The organism is Thalassospira sp. SM2505, from assembly GCF_054901115.1.
This window is the reverse complement of sequence record NZ_CM142731.1, coordinates 1,863,495-1,883,871: the sequence shown is the minus strand read 5'-3', so window position 1 is coordinate 1,883,871 and position 20,377 is coordinate 1,863,495. Positions and strand designations below refer to the sequence as shown.

Here is a 20,377-nt window from a genome sequence, read left to right as displayed (position 1 = left end):
TTCCAGACAGCGCTGCTGTGTCCTGATCAGCAAGGCTGCGAAGTGACGGCTTTAGGCGCACTGTTACACGATCTCTGGGGGCAAGACCACTGCGATCAAACGCAAAACCGGTCGCTTTACCGGAATCTGGTTGAACCGTAACAATTTGTTGCGAAACACGTTCCACAACAGCCGAAATCAAGTCCAACAATACAACCTTACAGCACGCAGATGTAAGAAGAAAAAATCAACTATTTGAGTCATTAAAAAAATCGGTCACAGGGTTTAGATCTATGCCGCCGTAACCACCACGTAAATGACCGCCCAGATTGCGCAGATCCAAGAGGAGATTAGGCAGCCTGCAGCTACAAACTTCACCCGGTTATTGAGCCAGTAGTAGAATTCTACACGCGACTCATATTTCAGCGCTGATGGCTCGGATGTGTTCACCAACGCAAAGTATTCTTTGGCAACCTTGGGATCAGCATAAATCTGACGCTCCATCACAATCTGGCACATCCACCGGCACCCCAGAAAACATGCACCACCGATACCGGCCAGGCCAATTGCCAGACTGAATACCAGAGATATCTCCTGTGTTACCAATCTCTGCGTGGCTGCATTTGCGAGCAATCCCAAAGTAGCGCCCGAGGCGATGATGCCAACTCCAAGAAATTTCATATACTGCTCCCACAGGAAGCAAAGCTTATCTGAGTAGAACTCGACTTGCGCTTCGGTCAGTTTACTGTCCTTGCCCATACACCACCTCCAGTTTGAGACGCACCGTTTTAAATTTCTAAAGTATGCATAAAGGCATAACAAATTCATAGCGCCCGGATAAGGCCAGTGTTCCCTTTTCAAGCCGTATATCCCGCCAACCGTTTCAGAAACATGAGGACTCGCCCAGAAGCGCAGTTTTCTGCGCCCTCTGTTCAACCCGAGTCTCAACAATCCAAGCAGATGTTCTCATTCACCCGCCAAAATGAGAACATTTAAGATCGACATAAAATCGTTTATTTTCAATAATATAAAGACAATCATCCCAATTTGTTCCAATTTTGTTCTTGCAGGAACAAAATCAGAACAGTATGTTTTCCCCAGACAGATTGAGGAGGACATCCCATGCACAAATTGATCGAAAACCCGACCCGCCTGAATGAGCTTTGCAGCACCGTTGCGATTGTCGGCAGTACAGGTTTCTTCCTGTTTGTGATCGCCTTGGGCATGGCACAGAGCCTTCGTGGTCTTGTCTGAAAAGTTCCCTATTGAAATCGACTTGAAATCTGTGAGGCCCGGACCTTAAGCCACCGTCGCTTCAGTCCATCACGGGCATCTGGCCGGCAGGCAACCCCGCACCCAAACCCTGTCCCGCCTGTCGGCCAGAGCTTCCCAAATGCCCGTCTTCCCGATTGGGCCTCAGTTACCGCCTATAATGTACTCCGCACGACTTGGCGCTGCCATTCCCCTGGCAGCGCCTTTTCTTTTGGTGGCACACAGCATTGGCGAAGGATCCGGAAAGAAAAACCGGATCGACAGACGAGTCTTTTGGCGCTTCGATCTGGCGGGTTTGACAGCGGCGCTGACGACCATTTCAAGCTTAAAACACTTATTGCGACGCAACAACTTACGCTGCATTGCAAAATTTAACTCGACAGAACGCCCAAATTTCGTTTGAATCAAAGCAGAAAACGATAATTTGGACTTTCATCATACTTTATGGCTATTGCAAGTAAGCTTAACTATCGTAGGCTTTGAAGCAATTATGGGATTTCTGTTGCCAGGATATTCGCACCCTTTGCGATCTATCAGACACGCACCAGTCAAAACGGATGCTGCGCACAGAACCCCGATAAGACCAAATCGCATATCGCAGAACAACTGCCTTGCGACAAGAAACAGGATGAAAGCCGTAACCAGGTCGGTGGCGATGCCCAATGGTCCGTCACCCGGGAGTGAGAATAAATGCTGTATCACCTTTACGAATTGCAGCACGCCACAATAAGCCCGCTTCGCATGGCAGCCGATGCCAGCAAAAAGTGGCTGCGCAATCCGGCAAACCCGTTGTCCTATACCCATCAGGGTCGGGCAGCTGCCGCAGCATGTGACGTGTTCACCCATTTCACCCACCGTTATGGCAAGCCGGAATTCGGTTTGGAAAGCACGGTTATTGATGGCGAAACGGTTCCGATCACCGAAGAAATCGTCCATAGCGAAGCTTTTTGCGACCTGCTGCATTTCAAGCGCGAAACCGACCATCTCAAGACCCAGCCCGATGACCCGCGCGTGCTTCTTGTCGCGCCGCTTTCCGGGCATTTTTCAACACTTCTGCGCGGCACGGTCGAGGCATTGCTTCCCGATCATGATGTTTACATCACTGACTGGATTGATGCGCGTACGGTTCCGGTCCATCAGGGCCACTTCGATCTTGATAGCTATATTGATTACCTGATGCGCTTCCTGCGCAAGCTTGGCCCGAACACCCATATGATCGCGGTGTGTCAGCCCTCTGTGCCGGTTGTTGCCGCCGCCTCCCTGATGGCTGCCGGTAACGAGAAATGCCAGCCTGCATCGATGACACTGATGGGTGGCCCGATCGATACCCGCGAAAACCCGACCGAGGTCAATAATTTCGCCAAGCAGCACAGCCTTGACTGGTTTGAACATCACGTGCTTTCGCATGTGCCCCTGCCCCATGCCGGTGTCATGCGCCGTGTCTATCCAGGCTTCATGCAGCTGGCCGGTTTCATGAGCATGAACTGGGACCGCCATGTATCGGCCCATCACGACATGTTCCTGCATCTGGTTGAAGGCGACGGCGAAAGCGCTGACGCAAAGCGGTCTTTCTATCAGGAATATCTGGCAGTCATGGATATGACGGCGGAATTCTATCTGCAGACCCTTAAGGTCGTGTTCCATGAACACAGCCTGCCCGAAGGCACCATGCGCTGGCAGGGTGTCCCGGTTGATCCGTCTGCGATTACCAAAACCGCCCTTCTGACCGTCGAAGGCGAGCGCGACGATATTACCGGCATGGGCCAGACCCGCGCGGCACATAAGCTGTGCAGCAACCTGCCCGACAGCATGCGTATGCATCACCTGCAACAGGGTGTCGGCCATTACGGCGTCTTTAACGGTCGTCGCTGGCGCGAACAGATCAGCCCGCGCATCAAGGATTTCATCCGCCGTCACGATCATGAGGGCAAAGGCGCGCGCAGCGCACCCAATGTTACCCATATCAACGCGGCTGAATAATCGCGCGTCAGCCAGACCAATGATCAAAAGCCGCCCCGTAAAACGGGCGGCTTTTTTGTTTGGTGCTCTCCAGATTTTTTTCCCGATATGTAACGCCTGCCACCCCCAAAGCCCTTCAAAAAAGCCACCAAAAGCTTGATGCTTATGCGAGAATGCCGTGTTTGATCATCCCGCTTGACCGTGCCGGAGCCTCCTTGATGGAAATTCTGTCCTCTGCTTTCATCTATCTTGTAGCTGCCGTGATTGCTGTGCCGATTGCCCAGCGTCTGGGTCTGGGCTCCGTCCTTGGATATCTGATTGCCGGTGTGATGATCGGCCCGGTTCTGGGCATCGTTGGCGCCGAAGCCGCCGACCTGCAACACTTTGCCGAGTTTGGCGTTGTAATGATGCTGTTTCTTGTCGGTCTGGAATTGCGTCCGGCGATGTTGTGGTCGATGCGCGGACAACTGATTGGCCTTGGTGGTCTTCAGGTACTGGCAACCACCGGCCTGATTGCCGCGGCCTGCATGGTGTTCGGGCTGGACTGGCAGCAATCTGTTGCCATCGGTATGATCCTTGCCCTGTCATCAACGGCGATTGTTCTGCAAACACTTGGTGAAAAAGGCTGGCTTGGTACGGTAGGAGGCAAGAGTTCGTTTGCGGTTTTGCTGACACAGGATGTTGCCGTGATCCCGATGCTGGCAATCATCCCCCTGCTTGCGGTGACAGCACACGGATCAGGTATCGCCCATGATACCGGGCATGGCAGCATATTGCTTGATCTGGTGCCGGACTGGGCGCAACCCGTTGTGATTATCGGTGCGATTGCCTCGATCGTCATTGGTGGACGCTATCTGATCCAGCCGATCTTTCGCTTTATTGCCAAATCACACTTGCGCGAAATCTTTACTGCGGCGGCCTTGTTGCTGGTGGTTGGCACCGCACTTTTGATGAATGCAATCGGCCTTAGCCCCGCACTTGGCACTTTCCTTGCCGGTGTCGTGCTGTCTGACAGTGAATATCGCCACGAACTTGAAAGCGACATTGAACCGTTCAAGGGACTGTTGCTTGGCCTGTTTTTCCTGACGGTTGGTGCTGGCATCGATTTCAATCTGTTCTTTGATCAACCCGGCACCCTGATCGGTATTGCCCTTGGCATCATGGCGGCGAAGTCTGTTGTGCTGTTTGCGATTGCAACCATTGTCCGCATGTGTGGCGCGGACCGGATGCTGTTCTCGCTTGGTCTGGCACAGGCCGGGGAATTTGCCTTTGTGCTGTTTGGCATGGCCTATGGTGTCGGGGTATTGCCATCCGAACTTGCCCAGAAAATGACACTTGCCGTCGCCCTGACAATGTTTCTGACCCCGGTTGCCTTTATCATTCACGAGCGTTTTCTTGCGCCGCGTCTGGTCAATGCCGGCACACGCGAGGCCGATAAAATCGAAGCCCCTGGCGATATCGTTGTCGCGGGTATCGGCCGTTTTGGCCAGATCATCACCCGTCTTCTGGGTACCAATGGCTACAATGTCGTGGTTCTTGACCACGATCCCGAACTGATTGAACGGCTTGGCCGGGTCGGGTTCCGCGCCTATTTCGGGGATGCAACACGCCCCGATCTTTTGCACACCACCGGTATTGCCAATGCCAAGCTGTTTGTGGCCGCAATCGATGGCCGTGACAACCTGACCGAACTGGTGACCCACGTCGCCAAACATTATCCAAATGTGCGCATTCTGGCCCGCGCCCTTGACCGCCATCATGTCTATGAGCTTGAAAATGCCGGGGCCCATTGCGTCCAGCGTGAAACGTTTGAAAGTGCGCTTAATCTTGGACGCGATGCCCTTGTCGAGCTTGGCCTGTCGCCAGCACGCGCAGATCGCAAGAAAACGGCTTTCCGCAAACATGATTTCGAAACGCTTGAAAAACTGCGCACCCGCTGGAACGAACATGGCGTTGACAAAGGCTATATCGACACCTTGCGCGCCCAGAACGAGACATTGTTTGAAATCATGCGCGACGAGCGCGGGGAACCTGAAGAAACAGAGAATACTCCCCTTTCCGAGAAAACCTGATACCGCAAAGACAAACAGGAACCGCACATTTCTATGCGGTTCCTGCCTTACTGATCAGGCTTTTAAAGTCCGCATATCTTTACATGCCAAGACCAAGGCCCTTGCGGACTTCGGCTTTGGCTTCGTCGAAATCGGCAATAAAGGCCGGATTGTCGCGCACCATGACCGCGCAAATCGCGCCCAGCAAACGTCCCGCTTCGATGTCACTTGGGAAGTGGACTCCGCCAATCACCCGGTTATAGGCAAGGTCCCAGCCACGCTGCATGATTTCATCGCGCCGTTCGGGGATCATGTCGGCCAGAACAATTGCGGTGAAATGCGAGAATGCCGAATGACCGCTTGGATATGATCCATAGTTTTTAAATTCGGAAACTGCCGACACCTTATCGCTGACCGTGCCCGGACGCGCACGATCCCATTTTTCCTTACCCTGCTTGTTCAGGTTGCTTTCGGTCTTATAGACTTGGTGGAAGAACTGCTTGGCAATCGGGAAGTTCTCGGCTTTCCAATCCGCACCAAGCACATCGTCCCAGTTAAAGACGCTTTGCTCGGAATCACGGATTGCCTGTTGTTCGAGTTCCTGTGTGCGGCGTTCCTGCCACTTCAGGACGATATCAAGGTCATCCTCAGCAAATATGCCTTTTGGTGGAGGTGCCAGATACAGGGTCGAGTCAAATTTTGCCGGATCAATATAGACTTTGACGTCTTTGACAATCACAGCCCCATCCATCACATCAGATGCATGCGATGACAATGGCACACTGAATGCCAGTGCAGCAACAACGACCCCGAGCATTTTGACTTTCGCGAAATGATTGCGCGATACGTAGCCCAGGTGATGCAGATTTTGTTGTTTTGTTTCTTGCATTTTTTCCTCCTTGAACGTTTACCGAATTGCTCGGCGACAAGGGAATAGCAATCACAATGCCAAGAAGGGAATTATAGAAAAAACAAGTTAAGCATTTGATTTAAATATATTTTTAATACACGTAGTCTTCTTTTACAGATAATCACTTGGGACAAATTCAACCCAAAAGGAGAACCGAATGCGTCAAATATGACTCATATTACACACGCTTCAACGTCACCTATCTGAACCGGACATCGGATCTTTGCGTAAGGGAAGAAAGAACCATTGCAAGGTCTGTCATGTCCGATACATCCCCCGTTACTCTGCAAAGCTTTGCCCGAAATGATATTGCCATTGTGATTGGTGCAACCGGGGGCATTGGCCGGGCATTTGTGGCCCATTTGAAAGCATCCGGGCACTTTGCCCGTGTTCTGGAATATGGACGGAAAACCGAACCGGGTCTTGATTTCGAGAATGTGGAAACCGTTGCCCGCTGTGCCGAGGATGCCAGGCGGCAATCGGCTGATCTGGGATGTGACATCGTTCTGATCATTGATGCGACCGGCTATCTGCATGACGAGGTGTTTCAGCCCGAAAAGTCCCTGCGCCAGATTAATGCCGACTACATGGCCAAGCAGTTTCAGATCAATGCCATTGGTCCGGCCTTGCTGATGAAGCATTTCTGTCCGCTTTTAGCACGCAACGGCAAATCGGTTTTCGCAACCCTGTCGGCCAAGGTTGGCAGTATTGGCGATAACCGGATGGGCGGATGGTACGGATATCGTGCGGCCAAGGCCGCCCTGAACCAGCTGGTCAAGTGTAGCGCCATTGAACTGGCCCGGAGCAAACGTGATGCGGTCTGTATTGCCCTGCATCCCGGCACGGTTGATACCGGACTTTCGGGTCCATTTGCAAAATCGGGCCTGAATGTTCAAAGCCCCGAGCAGGCTAGTGCAAACATGCTGGCCGTGATTAACAACCTTGCTGCTGACAAGTCGGGTGGTTTCTTTGCCTATGACGGACAGGAACTGCCCTGGTAGGCACGCGCCTATTCGAACAATCCGGTCAAAAGCGCATGCTGAAGCAAGATGATTGTCTTGGCATCGCGGATCCGCCCATCGGAGATCATCGGAAGAACATCGTCATAGCTGACCTCAAGAACGTGGATGTCTTCACCCTCGTCCCTTAGGCCACCGCCGTCTCCTTCGCGGTGATTGCGCGTGACCTCGGCAACGAACAGATGCAGACGCTCAGTCACGGAGCCCGGGCTCATGAAAAGGTCAAAGACCTTTTCCGGCTTGCCGATACGATAACCTGTTTCTTCCTCGACCTCTGCAATGACGGCGGCAGCGGGATCGCGATCATCAAGCAGGCCAGCCGGCACTTCAATCAGCATGCCGTCCGAATTGCCATTCACAAAAGACGGCAACCGGAATTGCCGGGTCAGGATCACTGTCCTGTCCGCACGGTTATAAAGAAGAATGCCCGCCCCGTTGCCGCGCTCATAGGCTTCGCGCGTCTGGTGCTGCCACGTCCCGTCGGATCGTTTCAGGTCAAAACTGACGCGATAAAGGTGATACCAGTTGTCAGACAGACATTCGATATCATCAATACGCACATGGTCCTGGTCGGGGATCAACCAGCCTTTGGGCAGATCTGACATGGTGTCTCCGGCTTTTGCGAACTAGCGGTTCAAAAATGCAGACAGGGTCAAAAGAACCGCATCGGGCTTTTCGGCATGTACCCAGTGGCCCGCCCCCTTGATGCTGGTAAAGGCGGCCTTGGGAAACAGCGATTTGATATGATCGCGATCCTTGGGATCGACATAGTGGGAATTCGCACCCGAGATAAACAGAACATCACCGTCATAGGAACCGGCTACCTCGCCCTCGGGCCAGCCAATAATGTCAGCAAGATGGGCGGCCATGGCATCAATATTGACTTGCCATGACATTTTGCCGGTATCCTTGTCTGTCGTGACATTCTGGGCGAGAAACTGACGGATACCCTTTTCCGAGACACCCGATGAAAGGGCATCTTCGACCTCGGCACGGCGGGTCACCGCATCAAAATCGACACCGCGCATTGCACTGATATAACCGGTGTAATCGTGTTCGTAGCGAACCGGGGCGATATCGACGATCACCAGATCAGCCACCAGACCGGAATCTTTCGACAGCGACAGCACCATCGATGCCTTCCCCCCCATCGAATGCCCGACCAGATGAACCGGTTTATCAGAAACATCGCGGATCAGTTCGGCAAGGTCGGATGCCATTGCGGGATAGGTCATTTCCATATCCCAGTCTGACCGGCCATGGTTGCGCAAATCCGCAGTCACCACGTGGTATTTTTCCGCCAGACGCCGGGCAATCGCGGTCCAGTTCCGGGCCTGCCCGAACAGACCATGGACAATTACAATGGTTCCATTGTCGCGATTTTCTTCACCAAAGGCATAATGAGCGAGTTTCATAAGAACCAGTTTCTCCGGAATTCAGGCGGGATATTCCCCCTTAATAACCGGCTCGGCTCCGAAGGTGAAGCATACATACGAAAACACCCCCGCATGGGAGGATTGCGGAGGTGTTTTTCAAGATACCAGACGAACTGGCACCGGAATTCTTTGGAGGGCGAACTTATGCGCCAGCCGGTACGCCGCCATGCGGCTTACGGTTTGCACCGAACAGTGCAGCAACCTTGCGAACGACTGCCAGAAACATGCTGCGCATTGCAGCCGCACGGAGATGTTCTGCTTCGCGCTGCAGGGCAACCAGGTCATAATCACGATACATTTTCATGTCCGTTTCCTTTCAAAAGCATCCCGCGCATATCGCGTCTGGGTTTTGCGTTACATTCTCTGAAAACCGGTGTACGCCTGTTTTTACATTCCCACGAGAAGAGATTCTTCACTCCACCCATGCACGTTATGCATAACGTGAGACATTACCGCCACAATTACCGCATGCGCATAACGCATGAATGTATCATGACAAATAACAGCTTCGATTTGCTGGATATTTTCAAAAAGCCTCTGCTTCAGCCGGACATCAGAACTGGATTAATTAGAGATTTCTGCCTTGTTCAGAGCCTCGTTTCCATAAACCAGTAGAAGAAACCATGCGAAAAACAGCTTTGGGCACCGCGATTTTTTTGCCAAATACGTTAAAATCATCCGGTTTTTTCGCCGGAGTCCGACCAAACAATTTTGCATGGCTTTGCCAAAAGCAAAAAACGGCAAAAGCCAGGAAGGCAATTGCCGTTTTCCGATCTGTGATTTGAGCGGTATTTGGGGTCGCGTCAGTCCACACTAACCAATCGCGTAATTGAGGTATTTGGGTTCAAGATATTCCTCAAGCCCCCAATGACCGCCTTCTCGGCCCTGCCCGCTTTCCTTTACCCCGCCAAAAGGCGCGCCTTCATGGCTGGTGGTGCCGTCATTGATCCCGACAACACCAGTCTCAAGACGATCAGCAATCCGCTGAACCCGGCCGATATCACGGCTATAAAGATAGGATGACAGGCCGGTGCGCACCCGGTTGGCAAGTTCGATCACCTCATCCTCGGTCGAGAAACGGTAAATCGGGGCGACCGGGGCAAACAGCTCCTCGTCAAAACAGTCAGCATCATGGGGAACATCCGTCATCACCAGCGGACGGACGAAATGTCCTTCGCCCGGCATCTCTGCGCCATAAATCAGTGTCGCCCCGGCTTTCTGGGCATTCTCGACCAGACGTTTGACCTTGGCCACCGCCTGACGATTGATCAGCGGGCCGATATCCGTTCCGGGCACGAAGCCGTTGCCGATGGTCTGTGCGTTGCTGGCTGCAACGAACTTTGAAACGAATGCCTCATAGACACTGTCCTGGACAAAGATGCGGTTGGCACAAACGCAGGTCTGGCCGCTATTGCGGAATTTCGAAATCATCGCCCCGGCAACCGCGGCATCAATATCGGCATCATCCATAACGATGAACGGTGCATTGCCGCCAAGCTCAAGCGACAGCTTTTTCATGGTGGGCGCACATTGCACCATCAGCCGTTTGCCAACTTCGGTCGACCCGGTAAAGGACAACATCCGGACGCGTTCATCGCCTGTCAGAGCCTCGGCAATCGGTTGGGGAAGCCCCGTCACCACGTTAAAGACCCCGGCAGGGAAACCCGCCTGCTCGGCAAGCTTTGCTGCGGCCAATGCCGAAAGCGGCGTATCTTCGGCCGGTTTGACAATAACAGTACAGCCTGCGGCCAGGGCAGGCGCACATTTACGCACAACCATGGTCAGCGGAAAGTTCCATGGCGTGATTGCCGCCACCACGCCCACCGGATGCTTTTGCACCACGACACGGCGGTCGCGCTGGGTGGCCGGCATGGTCTGACCATAGGCGCGCTTGGCTTCTTCGCCATACCATTCGGCATAGGCAATTGCCCCGATCACTTCGCGCAGGGCCTGATCATAGGGTTTACCCTGCTCAAGCGTGATAAGGGCAGCCAGGTCTTCCTGATGGGTTTCAAGCAGATCGCGCCAGCGCCGCACCATGACCGCGCGGTCCTTGGCCAACAGGCGCGACCAGCCCGGAAAGGCATCATGGGCGGCATCGATTGCACGGCGCGCCTCGGATGTACGCATGAACGGAACCGCCCCGATGACATCGCCCCGCGCAGGGTCAATGACGTCAAGGACCTCCTTGCTGTCGGCATCCTGCCAGACACCATTGATATAGGCACGTTTCAAGTCCCAGTCGCGGATAAGACTGCGCGCACGCGCACGGCCTTCGCGGATGGCAGTTTCATTGGCGGTCGAAGCATCATGTGGGGCGGCGGTCGACATATCTGGTAGTTCCTTTGACGCATGTGTCGAAAAAATCTTTCTACTCACGCGCTTGTGATTCCGGTTTTAGGGGCGCAACTGGGACACTAAGCTGAGCGACAGGCATGAAGCAACAAGATGCTTCCAAGAGAGAAAAGAAACAAACGCCTGTTTCGCGATCAGAGAGACCACGCAAACGACAATAGAGAGAAGCCATGAAGCACCTTGTTACTGCAGGACTGTTCGGCGCGATGATCGCCGCGGGCAGCATCATGCCGATCAATGCCAACGCTGACGAGATGATGGATAATGGTGCCGTACAAAACCGCCAGATGTTGATGGACGGGATTGGCGGCGCCATGGGAACACTTGGATGTTACCTTAAGGGACAATGTGATCTTCCTGATCCGGTCTTGCGCAATCTTGCCAATGGCATTGCCTTTGCCGCAGCAAGTGCCCCGGCCGCCTTCGAACCCCAAACAACGGGTGCGACGGTAAAAACCACCGCAACCGAGAAAGTCTGGACCGACTGGGATGATTTTTCCGGTCGTTTCCCGGAACTCAGGGAAGCAGCCCTTGCCGTGGCGGCTGTTGCCGGTGACAAATCGGCAATGGGTGCAGCGATGGGCGATCTTGGCAAGACCTGCAAAGGATGCCACGACACCTATCGGTCGAAATAATCATATCTGTCTCGCCCTTACCCCGGGGCAAGTGTCCCTGATCCGGCTTTTTCTCCCCCCTGCTGATAGCTCAGCACACCAAAATCCGGATCGGGGGCATATAATCAAAAAGGCCACTAGCGCATCGCACTGGTGGCCTTTGATTTTCATGCTGTGACACGAACAGTTCTAGCCGCGCGCAACCGTAACCATCCCCCAGACGATCAACCCGCAAACAATCAGGATCGCAATTCCGACAACCGGGGACGCAAAGCGGATTTGTGCAAATCTGGCTGCCAGCTCTACCGGCACCGTTCGCACACCTGTTACCATCGCACCAATCAGGTTTTCACGCTTTGCCACCAGGTAGAACAGGGCTGCAAAGACATGCAGCCCGACCATTACGTAAATCAGATTGATATTGGTGCGATGGATCCAGTTCATGATGCGCGCGACATCGGAACTGACATGAGCAACAAGCGGCCCGTCAAAGAACAGGAAGGTGTCTTCGCTGGCAAAAAGACCACTGATCGCCTGAATAGCGACCAGAACGATCAGAACCACAACCATCCAGCCCCCGGCCGGATTATGCCCGGCATAGGTCAGTTCAGCCATCGAGCCAGTCGGGATTTTAATCGCATATCCGATGACCTTGTCCGGTCCCTTTATAAAAGACCCGAACCGCGCGTTCGAACTTCCGACAAATCCCCAGATGATGCGAAACAGAACAAGTGCCAGCACGCTGTATCCGGCAATGGCGTGGATATCGATCATCAGTTGCCGGTTGGTCCACCATGCGGTGACAATGGCCACAACCAGTGCCCAGTGGAACAGGCGCACCGGGAAGTCCCAGAGTTTGACTTTCTTTTGATCTGACATCTGATGGCTCATCTGGTCTCTCCTGGCGTAACGAAGTTCTGGTCCGGTCTGTTGCACAGCTTAAACTGATAATGCCCTGCCATTTCTTTAAGACCAGATCAATTTGCGGGTATCACATTCAAAAAACGTGAATATTTCGCAACAAACCCATTCTTCAATTGAAAATCATTATCATAAGCAGTATCACTTGGACTGAAAGCATCTGGATCGGGGCGAAGATCGGGGACCAGATTTCTTCGTTTGCAAAGATTCACTCGCCTTTTGATCCTCAGGGCACTGCCCTTGGCTCACTTTCAGGGATAGATGGGAACTCCTATGAAAATCGCAAAAATTCTCGGGACGGCCGCTTTGGTTTCGACCCTTGGCGTGCAGGCCTATGCCGCACCGGGCGCCAAAGACGTTCTGACGACCTATGCCGATATCGCACATGCCGGTTACGAAGACTCACTGATCACGGCCAAGAAGTTACAATCCGCAATTGATGCACTGATCGCGCAGCCCTCGGCCGAGACCTTTGGCGCGGCAAAGTCTGCATGGCTTGCGGCACGGGTACCATATCAGCAGACCGAAGTTTATCGTTTTGGCAATGCCATCGTCGATGACTGGGAAGGCAAGGTAAATGCATGGCCGCTTGACGAAGGTCTGATCGACTATGTCGAAACCGGCCTTTACGGCGAAGAAAGTGAAGAAAACCCGGCCTATACCGCTAATGTCATCGCAAATCCGAGCCTGAACATTTCAGGCACGACCATTGATGCATCAATCATTGATGCCGCCCTTCTTGAAGACTTGCATGAAATCGACGATGTCGAATCAAACGTTGCAACCGGCTATCACGCGATTGAATTCCTGCTTTGGGGTCAGGACCTTAACGGGACCGATGCCGGTGCCGGTGCACGTGAATGGACCGACTATGCAGCCGGTGATGCGTGCACCAACGATAATTGCGACCGCCGTGGCGCATATCTCAAAGCGGCGGGCGAGCTTCTGGTATCCGATCTGGAATGGATCACCGAACAGTGGGCCGATGGTGGCAAAGCACGCGAAACCGTTCTTGAAGGTGATGGTGTTCCGGGCCTGACTGCGATTGTGACCGGTATGGGGTCGCTGTCTTATGGCGAACTGGGCGGCGAGCGCACCAAGCTTGGTCTGCTGCTTCATGATCCGGAAGAAGAGCATGATTGCTTCTCGGACAACACCCACAACAGCCACTTCTATGACGCACAGGGCATCCAGAACGTTTATCTTGGCCGTTACACGCGCGTTGACGGTTCGGTCGTTGAAGGTCCGGCACTTTCCGATCTGGTAGCAGCCAAGGACGCCGCTCTTGATACCGAACTGCGCGGCAAGCTTGCGACGTCGGTTCTGGCAGGCAAAGCCATGGTTACCCGTGCACAGGGTGGTGAACATTTCGATCAGCTGATCGCCATGGGCAATGACGACGGCAACGCTGTTGTTCAGACCTTTGTTGATGCACTGGTTGATCAGACCAAATCGATTGAACAGATCATTGCTGCTGTTGGCATTGACGGCATTGAATTCGAAGGCTCTGACAGCCTCGATAATCCGTCTGCAGTCAACTGAGCCTGATGACTCGACACCTGCCTTGATGGCACTGAACGGCGGGGGATTCAGTCTCCCGCCGTTTTGCTTTTACAATAATCATAAGACCAAAATCGTCATGAAACGTTTCGTTCCTGCCCTGCGCCATCTTGCCTTGTCCGGTCTTGCCGTGATGACGGTTAGTGCCCTGATCCCGACAGCCTTTGCCCAACAGGTTGATGACCCTGCCTTTCCGGGGGGCAATACCAGTTGGCCAAATGCCGACGGGCGGAATGTCTTCACCCATTATTCAGCCAATATGACCTTTGAAAAGCGGCTTGATTTCAAGCTTGGCGAGGCCCTTTTTCAAAGGCTTTGGGTCACCGCACCGACACGCACCAAAACCGCAGACGGTCTTGGCCCCCTTTTCAATTCGCGGGCCTGCAATGGATGTCATATCCGCAATGGTCGCGGTCATCCGGTTGATGAAAACAATCCCAAAGAGGGTGCAACATCCATGTTGCTGCGCCTTTCGATCCCGCCGCAAACAGCCGATCAGTTACGCGATCATCTTGATGGCAAGATCGCAGCCATTCCCGACCCGGTCTATGGCGGCCAGTTTCAGGACTTCTCGGTCGCGGGCATCAATGCCGAAGGACGCGTGAAGGTCAGTTATGAAAATATCGATGTCACCCTGTCTGACGGAGACGTCATTACACTACAAAAGCCCGATTATCAGATGACCGATCTGGCTTATGGACCGCTTCATCCTGATGTGATGGTTTCGCCACGCCTTGCCCCGCCGATGATCGGGCTTGGATTGCTCGAAGCCATTCCTGACGAGCTGCTGCTTGCGCGCGCTGATCCGCAAGACGCTGATGGCGACGGGATTTCCGGCCGGGTCAATCATGTCTGGGATATTGCCAAGGCACAGCTTGCCATCGGGCGGTTTGGCTGGAAGGCAGGAATGCCAAGCCTTGACCAGCAAAACCAGAATGCGTTCCAGTTTGATGTCGGATTATCCACCCCGCTTTATCCCGATGGATCAGGCGATTGCACCAGCGCCCAAACGGCATGCCTGAACGCACCGAACGGCAATGATCCGGAATTTGAAAATCTTGAAGCCCATTCGCAGGTCACTGACCTTGTGCTTTATTACACCCGAAACCTTGCCCCGCCGGTGCGCACCAATGCCAACGATGCAGATGTCGTAGCCGGGCAGAAGATTTTTGACTCCATTGGCTGTGCATCCTGTCATACGCCCCGTTACCAGCTTCCGGAACGCACGGACATGACGGAGCAATCCGGTCAGGTGATCTGGCCCTATAGCGACTTGCTTCTGCATGACATGGGCGAAGGCCTTGCAGATCATCGGCCCGAAGCCCAGGCATCAGGCCGCGAATGGCGGACACCACCGCTTTGGGGACTGGGGCTGGCCAAACAGATCGATCCACGTGCCGGTTTCCTTCATGACGGCCGGGCACGAACCATCCTTGAGGCCGTCCTGTGGCACGGCGGCGAAGCAGAGCCTGCGCGCCATTCTGTCACAATGCTGCCACCATCCGAGCGCAGGAAACTGCTTGCATTTCTAAAGTCGCTTTAAGCCTGTATAAGTGTTTCAAATCCCGTGAATATTCGGAAAAGACATATGCCGCAAAAATCGTTCTGGCGTATCACGCTGCTTTCAGTCATGACCGTACTGGTTACCGGTTTTAGTGCGCCTCCTGCCCATGCCGATATCCCCGACGGGAAATACAGTGCCGTATTGTCGCACCTTCTGAATACAGTGATGCCGCCCAAGCTTGATGAATTTCATGACGCGGCATCAGAGCTGACCAAATCCATCAAGGATTTCTGTGCCGATCCGGATGCAGATGATCTCAAAGACGTTCAGAACGAATTCAATAGTGCGATGGATATCTGGCAGGAAATCCAGCCCTGGCGCATGGGGCCACTGGTTGCCAATGGCCGGGATCAGCATATCGAATATTGGCCCGACAAACATGGTACTGCCGCACGGCAATTCCGGAAACTGCTGTTTAGCAAACCGGCAAGCTATACCGATCCGGCCCAGCTTGCCGAAGCAAGTGCGGCCCTTCAGGGGTTCCCGGCACTTGAGGAAGTCCTGTTTGATGACAAGAATGCCGACCATCTGAGCAAGGGTGACGAAGACGGTGTCTTCCTGTGTCAGTACGGCTCAGCCATTGCCACCAATCTTCAGACCATCACCGGCGAGCTGCGTGACGAATGGCCGGAATTTGCCGAAGCCATGAGCACAGCAGGCCCCGACAGCATGGATTACCCGACGGCGAAATTTGCCGCGACCGATCTTTATCGCGCCCTCCATGAAGGCTTGTTGATTATCTCGGCCCAGAAGCTTGGCCGTCCGTTGGGGGAAAATGAACAGGATGCCAAGGCCAGCCGTGGCGAAAGCGAAGTCGCCAAGCGGTCCTTGCGCAACATTGTCCATAACCTGACCGGGCTATTTGCCATTTATGACGGCAAATGGGGTGATGTCGGCACCGAGGGTGCGGGTATGGCATCGCTGATCGACAACAGCCTTCTGGATCGGTCCTTCCGCCTGAACTGGCAAACCGTCATTGACGCGGCAAATAACCTGCCGCCGTCAATGGACGAACTGCTGGCGCAGCCAGATGGCTATGCCAAGCTTTCCGAGTTCAAATCGCAGATCGATTTCCTGATTACGCTGGTCGAGAACGACATTGGCGGCACCACCCAGCTTGGTGGCGGTTTCAATGCGCTTGATGGCGACTGAGTAATCAAAGCGGAGCTCTCATAACCGGAGAAGAAAATGAGACATCAACGTCGCGATTTTTTGAAACTCATGGGTGTTGGCGGGGCATTTACCCTTTTGCCGCTTGATATCGCGCGCGCGGCAAGCACTCCGGCCATCGAAGACCGTGCGGTCTATATTTCCGCCAGTGCCGGGAATGCCGATGATTACTATGTCAGCGCCTTTAACGCGTCGGGCAAGATCCTGTTTGAACAGGCTCTGCCGGGGCGTGGTCATGATATCGGTTTGCGCCCGAACCATGTTGATGTGGCAGCGGTCGAACGTCGCCCGGGTCTTTACGGCCTGATCCTTGATCGTCATACCGGCGAAGTCCGCGCCAAGCTGCATTGCCCGGAAGATCGCCGTTTTTATGGTCACGCGATCTATTCGAACGATGGACGTTTTCTTTACATCACCGAAAACGATTTTGATCATGCGCGTGGCGTTGTTTCGGTCTGGGATGCCAAGGATGGCTATCGCCGGGTGGCCGAATTTGACAGTTATGGCACCGGCCCGCATGAATTGCATCTGATGCCCGGTGGCGAACAGCTTGTAATTGCCAATGGCGGGCTTCACACCCATCCCGATTTCGACGGTCGTACGCCGCTTAACATCGATTCCATGGAACCCAACCTGTCGATCATTGATCGCCGCACCGGCGAGCTGATCCATCAGGCCGCGCTCAAACATGACTGGCATCAATTGTCGATCCGCCACCTTGATGTCTCAGCCAATGGCACGATTGCCGCAGGCTTCCAGTATCAGGGCGAGATTAATGATCAGGTCCCGCTTGTCGGTGTCTGGCAACCGGGCAAGGAAGTCCGCCCGATCGAGGCACCTGACAATGTGCAATATCGCATGCGCCAATATTGCGGGTCTGTGCGCTTTGATGCGTCTGGTCAGGTCTTTGGCATTTCCTGCCCGCGTGGCGGGCTTGTCACATTCTGGGATGCTAAAACCAATGACTTCCTGACCCATATCGCGGCCCCGGATGGCTGTGGTCTTGCGGCAACGGACCGCCCCGGCGAATTTGTCGGCACCAGCGGCCTTGGTAATGGCTGGCGCATGGATGCGATTCGCCGTAAGCGCGTTGAATTGCCCGACGATTCTCATAAATCGCTGCATTGGGACAATCATTTGCGGCGCATAAGCACCTGATATCCCGATCCTTGAAACCCGATAAAACCCGCACATATGTTGCGGGTTTTATGCTTTCCAGGGTTTTAAAACCGCAGAAAACCGACAGATTAACCAACTGTTTTTGTAGGGATAATTTGGCAACACCGTCATCAACCAAAAATCTTGCGCAAATGAGAACGATTTTCACTTGCGTTCCGATTTTCCCTCGCCTATAACAGGTCTCGACACAGCCCGCGAATGCAACCCATTCGCATTTTGTCCCCAAAATGGCTTGTCTCTCAACCTACGGGTCCTCTCTCCCCGTAGGCCTCTCAAGGTGGTAAAGCGGTGGTTATCGATGCGGGAAACGATAACCGCCGCTTTCTCTTTTCCGGATATCTTCATCTTTGGCAAACGGCACGCAATAGCGCCACCCCCCTGAACCTGTCAGGTTGCAGGGTGATCGCCGTTCTAGCTGCCTTGTGACAGTTTCATGCCTGCGGTTTGCAGCGCATTCTTGTAAAGCTGATAATTCTCGCGAGCATCTTCCTTGGGGGCGACGATACAAACGGTCGCGGCACAGATGCCCTTGCGATCATAGACCGGTGCGGCAAAGCAATGGGTAAAGGTATCAACGATGCTGTCGAACGAGAAAAACTGTTCGTGATGCGCCTTGCGGATTTCCGCGATATAGGCGTCAACATCCATCCGTGTACCATCGGGAAGAATGAAATCTTCTTCGGGGATCAGGTCCCGAATTTCATCATCACTGAGATGGCCCAGCAACAAGCGGCCCGATGCGGTCCAGGGAATGGATGTGCGTTGCCCGACATCGGCCTTGATGCGAAACGGACGGCTGCCTTCGCGCTGCAGGGCGACGGTGTATTTGCCGCCATCAAGCATACAGAACTGCGACGTTTCCTTGGTGCTGGCAGTGATTTCATCAAGCACCGTGGCGGCCTGACGGGTCAGGTCGAAATAGTCGCTATAGGCCAGTCCGAGGAAATAGACACGACGCCCGAGGAAAACCGATCCGTTCGCATCGGTAACCTCAAGCATACCATGATCCAGCAAAGTGCCGATCAGGTCATAGATCGTAGATGTTGGCGCACCAAGCGCCTGGGCGATTTCAGCGGGACGCTGGGAGGTTCTGACATCACGCAGATGATCAAGAATATCAAACGCACGATCAATGCCGCGCGCACGTTTACGTGTCTGACCTTCTTTCATAACCCCCATCGCCCCGCTTAAATCATGTCTTATTATTCAACTAGCTTATGCCTTACGAAAGGCAATGCAGTCGACCTCAACTTTGCAATCAACCACCATTGAGGATTGAACACATGCACGCGCCGGGGGATTTTCGCCAAAATATTCTTCGAAAACGCCGTTGAAGCTCCAGAAATCCCGGGCATCGTCAAGCCATACGCCGATGCGCATGATATCGGCCTTGTCATAGCCGGCATCCTCGACAATCTTCAGCATGTTCTCGATCGCGATGTGCGATTGCTGAACAATCCCGGTGCCGACGACTTCGCCGTCACGCATCGGTGTCTGTCCTGAGACATAAAGCCAGCCGTCGGCTTCTGTGGCCTTGGCAAATGGCAGTGTTTTCTGCCCGCTGCCTTTGCCTTCGCCAACGCCATGTCTTTTAATGCTCATAAATGATCTCCTGATTCAGATTTCGGAATTTGCAAGGAAGCCCTGCAATCGTTCGGTTTTGGGCGCACCAAAAATCTCGTCGGGGGTGCCTTCTTCGTGAATGCGCCCCTGATGCATGAAAACGACCTTGGTCGAAACGTCGCGCGCAAAGCGCATTTCATGCGTCACCAGCAACATGGTCATCCCCTCAACCGCCAGATCGCGCACCACGGCAAGAACCTCGGCGACCAGTTCGGGATCAAGGGCGGATGTTACTTCGTCAAACAGCATGATCTGCGGGTTCATGGCGATGGCGCGTGCAATTGCGACACGTTGCTGCTGCCCGCCGGAAAGCTGACCGGGATAATGATCGCTGCGTGCAGCCATGCCCACACGTTCAAGCCACTTTTGGGCAACTTCACGTGCTTCGTCCTTTGGCATATTTTTGGTCTTGATCAGACCCAGCATCACGTTACGGATGGCAGTCATATGCGGAAACAGATTGAACTGCTGGAACGCCATACCAGTCATCGAACGCTGGCGGGCCACTTCGCGTTCTGGCAAACGGCGGCGTTGCCCGGCACCATCTTCGCGATAGCCGATTTTTTGACCGGCAAGCTCTATCGACCCTTTTTCGAAGTCTTCAAGCAGGTTCACACAGCGCAGAAGTGTTGTTTTGCCAGAACCGGAAGACCCGATCAGGGAAACAACGTCGCCCTGCTGCATCGTAAGATCGATACCTTTGAGAACCTCGAGTTCACCAAAACTCTTGTGAAGACCGGAAATAGTCAGAATTGGGGACATGAT

At 53.7% G+C, this 20,377-nt stretch carries 19 protein-coding genes; 9 read left to right on the top strand and 10 right to left on the bottom strand.

Annotated features, from left to right (window positions below):
• Nucleotides 1–270: 270 nt before the first annotated feature.
• Nucleotides 271–738, bottom strand: a complete 468-nt coding sequence (locus ACTU44_RS08515) for a hypothetical protein (RefSeq protein ID WP_114099317.1) — start codon at nt 736–738, stop codon at nt 271–273.
• A 363-nt stretch (nt 739–1,101) separates the two neighbouring features.
• Here ACTU44_RS08515 and ACTU44_RS08510 point away from each other — a divergent pair, with 363 nt between their 5' ends.
• From ACTU44_RS08510 to ACTU44_RS08500, 3 genes are all read left to right on the top strand, one after another.
• Complete coding sequence (locus tag ACTU44_RS08510; RefSeq protein WP_255355705.1) at nt 1,102–1,233, top strand: hypothetical protein; 132 nt, start codon at nt 1,102–1,104, stop codon at nt 1,231–1,233.
• Between the two features lie 708 nt (nt 1,234–1,941).
• The gene (locus ACTU44_RS08505; protein ID WP_114099316.1) at nt 1,942–3,231 is read left to right on the top strand and encodes a polyhydroxyalkanoate depolymerase; all 1,290 of its coding nucleotides are present in this window, start codon (nt 1,942–1,944) and stop codon (nt 3,229–3,231) included.
• A gap of 197 nt (nt 3,232–3,428) precedes the next feature.
• Nucleotides 3,429–5,282, top strand: a complete 1,854-nt coding sequence (locus tag ACTU44_RS08500) for a monovalent cation:proton antiporter-2 (CPA2) family protein (RefSeq protein WP_462097199.1) — start codon at nt 3,429–3,431, stop codon at nt 5,280–5,282.
• A 79-nt stretch (nt 5,283–5,361) separates the two neighbouring features.
• Here the strand turns inward: ACTU44_RS08500 and ACTU44_RS08495 are convergent, their stop codons facing one another.
• On the bottom strand, nt 5,362–6,150 hold the full coding sequence (locus ACTU44_RS08495) for an acid phosphatase (RefSeq protein ID WP_462097198.1): 789 nt from the start codon (nt 6,148–6,150) through the stop codon (nt 5,362–5,364).
• 281 nt (nt 6,151–6,431) lie between these two features.
• Here ACTU44_RS08495 and ACTU44_RS08490 point away from each other — a divergent pair, with 281 nt between their 5' ends.
• On the top strand, nt 6,432–7,172 hold the full coding sequence (locus tag ACTU44_RS08490) for an SDR family NAD(P)-dependent oxidoreductase (RefSeq protein ID WP_462097197.1): 741 nt from the start codon (nt 6,432–6,434) through the stop codon (nt 7,170–7,172).
• An 8-nt stretch (nt 7,173–7,180) separates the two neighbouring features.
• Here ACTU44_RS08490 and ACTU44_RS08485 read toward each other — a convergent pair whose 3' ends face one another.
• The 4 genes from ACTU44_RS08485 to ACTU44_RS08470 all read right to left on the bottom strand — a co-directional run bounded on the left by ACTU44_RS08485 (nt 7,181) and on the right by ACTU44_RS08470 (nt 10,957).
• Nucleotides 7,181–7,795: an NUDIX domain-containing protein gene (locus ACTU44_RS08485; RefSeq protein WP_462097196.1), complete on the bottom strand. Its 615-nt coding sequence runs from the start codon at nt 7,793–7,795 to the stop codon at nt 7,181–7,183.
• Nucleotides 7,796–7,816: 21 nt separating this feature from the next.
• Nucleotides 7,817–8,605, bottom strand: a complete 789-nt coding sequence (locus ACTU44_RS08480; protein ID WP_462097195.1) for an alpha/beta fold hydrolase — start codon at nt 8,603–8,605, stop codon at nt 7,817–7,819.
• 163 nt (nt 8,606–8,768) lie between these two features.
• A complete protein-coding gene (locus ACTU44_RS08475) occupies nt 8,769–8,930 on the bottom strand; it encodes an RSP_7527 family protein (RefSeq protein WP_181850366.1) in 162 nt (53 codons plus the stop codon).
• Nucleotides 8,931–9,439: 509 nt separating this feature from the next.
• The gene (locus ACTU44_RS08470) at nt 9,440–10,957 is read right to left on the bottom strand and encodes an NAD-dependent succinate-semialdehyde dehydrogenase (protein WP_462097194.1); all 1,518 of its coding nucleotides are present in this window, start codon (nt 10,955–10,957) and stop codon (nt 9,440–9,442) included.
• A gap of 194 nt (nt 10,958–11,151) precedes the next feature.
• On the opposite strand from ACTU44_RS08470, the gene ACTU44_RS08465 reads away from it, so the two are divergent.
• Nucleotides 11,152–11,616, top strand: coding sequence for a c-type cytochrome (locus tag ACTU44_RS08465; protein ID WP_114099310.1), 465 nt, complete (start codon nt 11,152–11,154; stop codon nt 11,614–11,616).
• 168 nt (nt 11,617–11,784) lie between these two features.
• Here ACTU44_RS08465 and ACTU44_RS08460 read toward each other — a convergent pair whose 3' ends face one another.
• Nucleotides 11,785–12,486, bottom strand: coding sequence for a cytochrome b/b6 domain-containing protein (locus ACTU44_RS08460; protein WP_462097193.1), 702 nt, complete (start codon nt 12,484–12,486; stop codon nt 11,785–11,787).
• A 303-nt stretch (nt 12,487–12,789) separates the two neighbouring features.
• Here ACTU44_RS08460 and ACTU44_RS08455 point away from each other — a divergent pair, with 303 nt between their 5' ends.
• The 4 genes from ACTU44_RS08455 to ACTU44_RS08440 all read left to right on the top strand — a co-directional run bounded on the left by ACTU44_RS08455 (nt 12,790) and on the right by ACTU44_RS08440 (nt 17,968).
• A complete protein-coding gene (locus tag ACTU44_RS08455; protein ID WP_462097192.1) occupies nt 12,790–14,058 on the top strand; it encodes an imelysin family protein in 1,269 nt (422 codons plus the stop codon).
• 97 nt (nt 14,059–14,155) lie between these two features.
• The gene (locus tag ACTU44_RS08450) at nt 14,156–15,619 is read left to right on the top strand and encodes a di-heme oxidoreductase family protein (RefSeq protein ID WP_462097191.1); all 1,464 of its coding nucleotides are present in this window, start codon (nt 14,156–14,158) and stop codon (nt 15,617–15,619) included.
• 45 nt (nt 15,620–15,664) lie between these two features.
• Nucleotides 15,665–16,792: an imelysin family protein gene (locus tag ACTU44_RS08445; RefSeq protein ID WP_462097190.1), complete on the top strand. Its 1,128-nt coding sequence runs from the start codon at nt 15,665–15,667 to the stop codon at nt 16,790–16,792.
• Nucleotides 16,793–16,828: 36 nt separating this feature from the next.
• Nucleotides 16,829–17,968 carry a DUF1513 domain-containing protein gene (locus tag ACTU44_RS08440; RefSeq protein ID WP_462097189.1) on the top strand — a complete coding sequence of 380 codons (1,140 nt, stop codon included), beginning with the start codon at nt 16,829–16,831 and terminating at the stop codon, nt 17,966–17,968.
• 432 nt (nt 17,969–18,400) lie between these two features.
• Here the strand turns inward: ACTU44_RS08440 and ACTU44_RS08435 are convergent, their stop codons facing one another.
• Genes ACTU44_RS08435 through ACTU44_RS08425 form a run of 3 tightly spaced genes read right to left on the bottom strand, consistent with a single transcriptional unit; the run spans nt 18,401 to nt 20,374 of the window.
• Nucleotides 18,401–19,159, bottom strand: a complete 759-nt coding sequence (locus tag ACTU44_RS08435; protein WP_462097188.1) for an IclR family transcriptional regulator — start codon at nt 19,157–19,159, stop codon at nt 18,401–18,403.
• 45 nt (nt 19,160–19,204) lie between these two features.
• On the bottom strand, nt 19,205–19,591 hold the full coding sequence (locus ACTU44_RS08430) for a RidA family protein (RefSeq protein WP_114099304.1): 387 nt from the start codon (nt 19,589–19,591) through the stop codon (nt 19,205–19,207).
• A 15-nt stretch (nt 19,592–19,606) separates the two neighbouring features.
• Nucleotides 19,607–20,374 carry an amino acid ABC transporter ATP-binding protein gene (locus tag ACTU44_RS08425; RefSeq protein WP_114099303.1) on the bottom strand — a complete coding sequence of 256 codons (768 nt, stop codon included), beginning with the start codon at nt 20,372–20,374 and terminating at the stop codon, nt 19,607–19,609.
• Between the last annotated feature and the right edge of the window lie 3 nt (nt 20,375–20,377).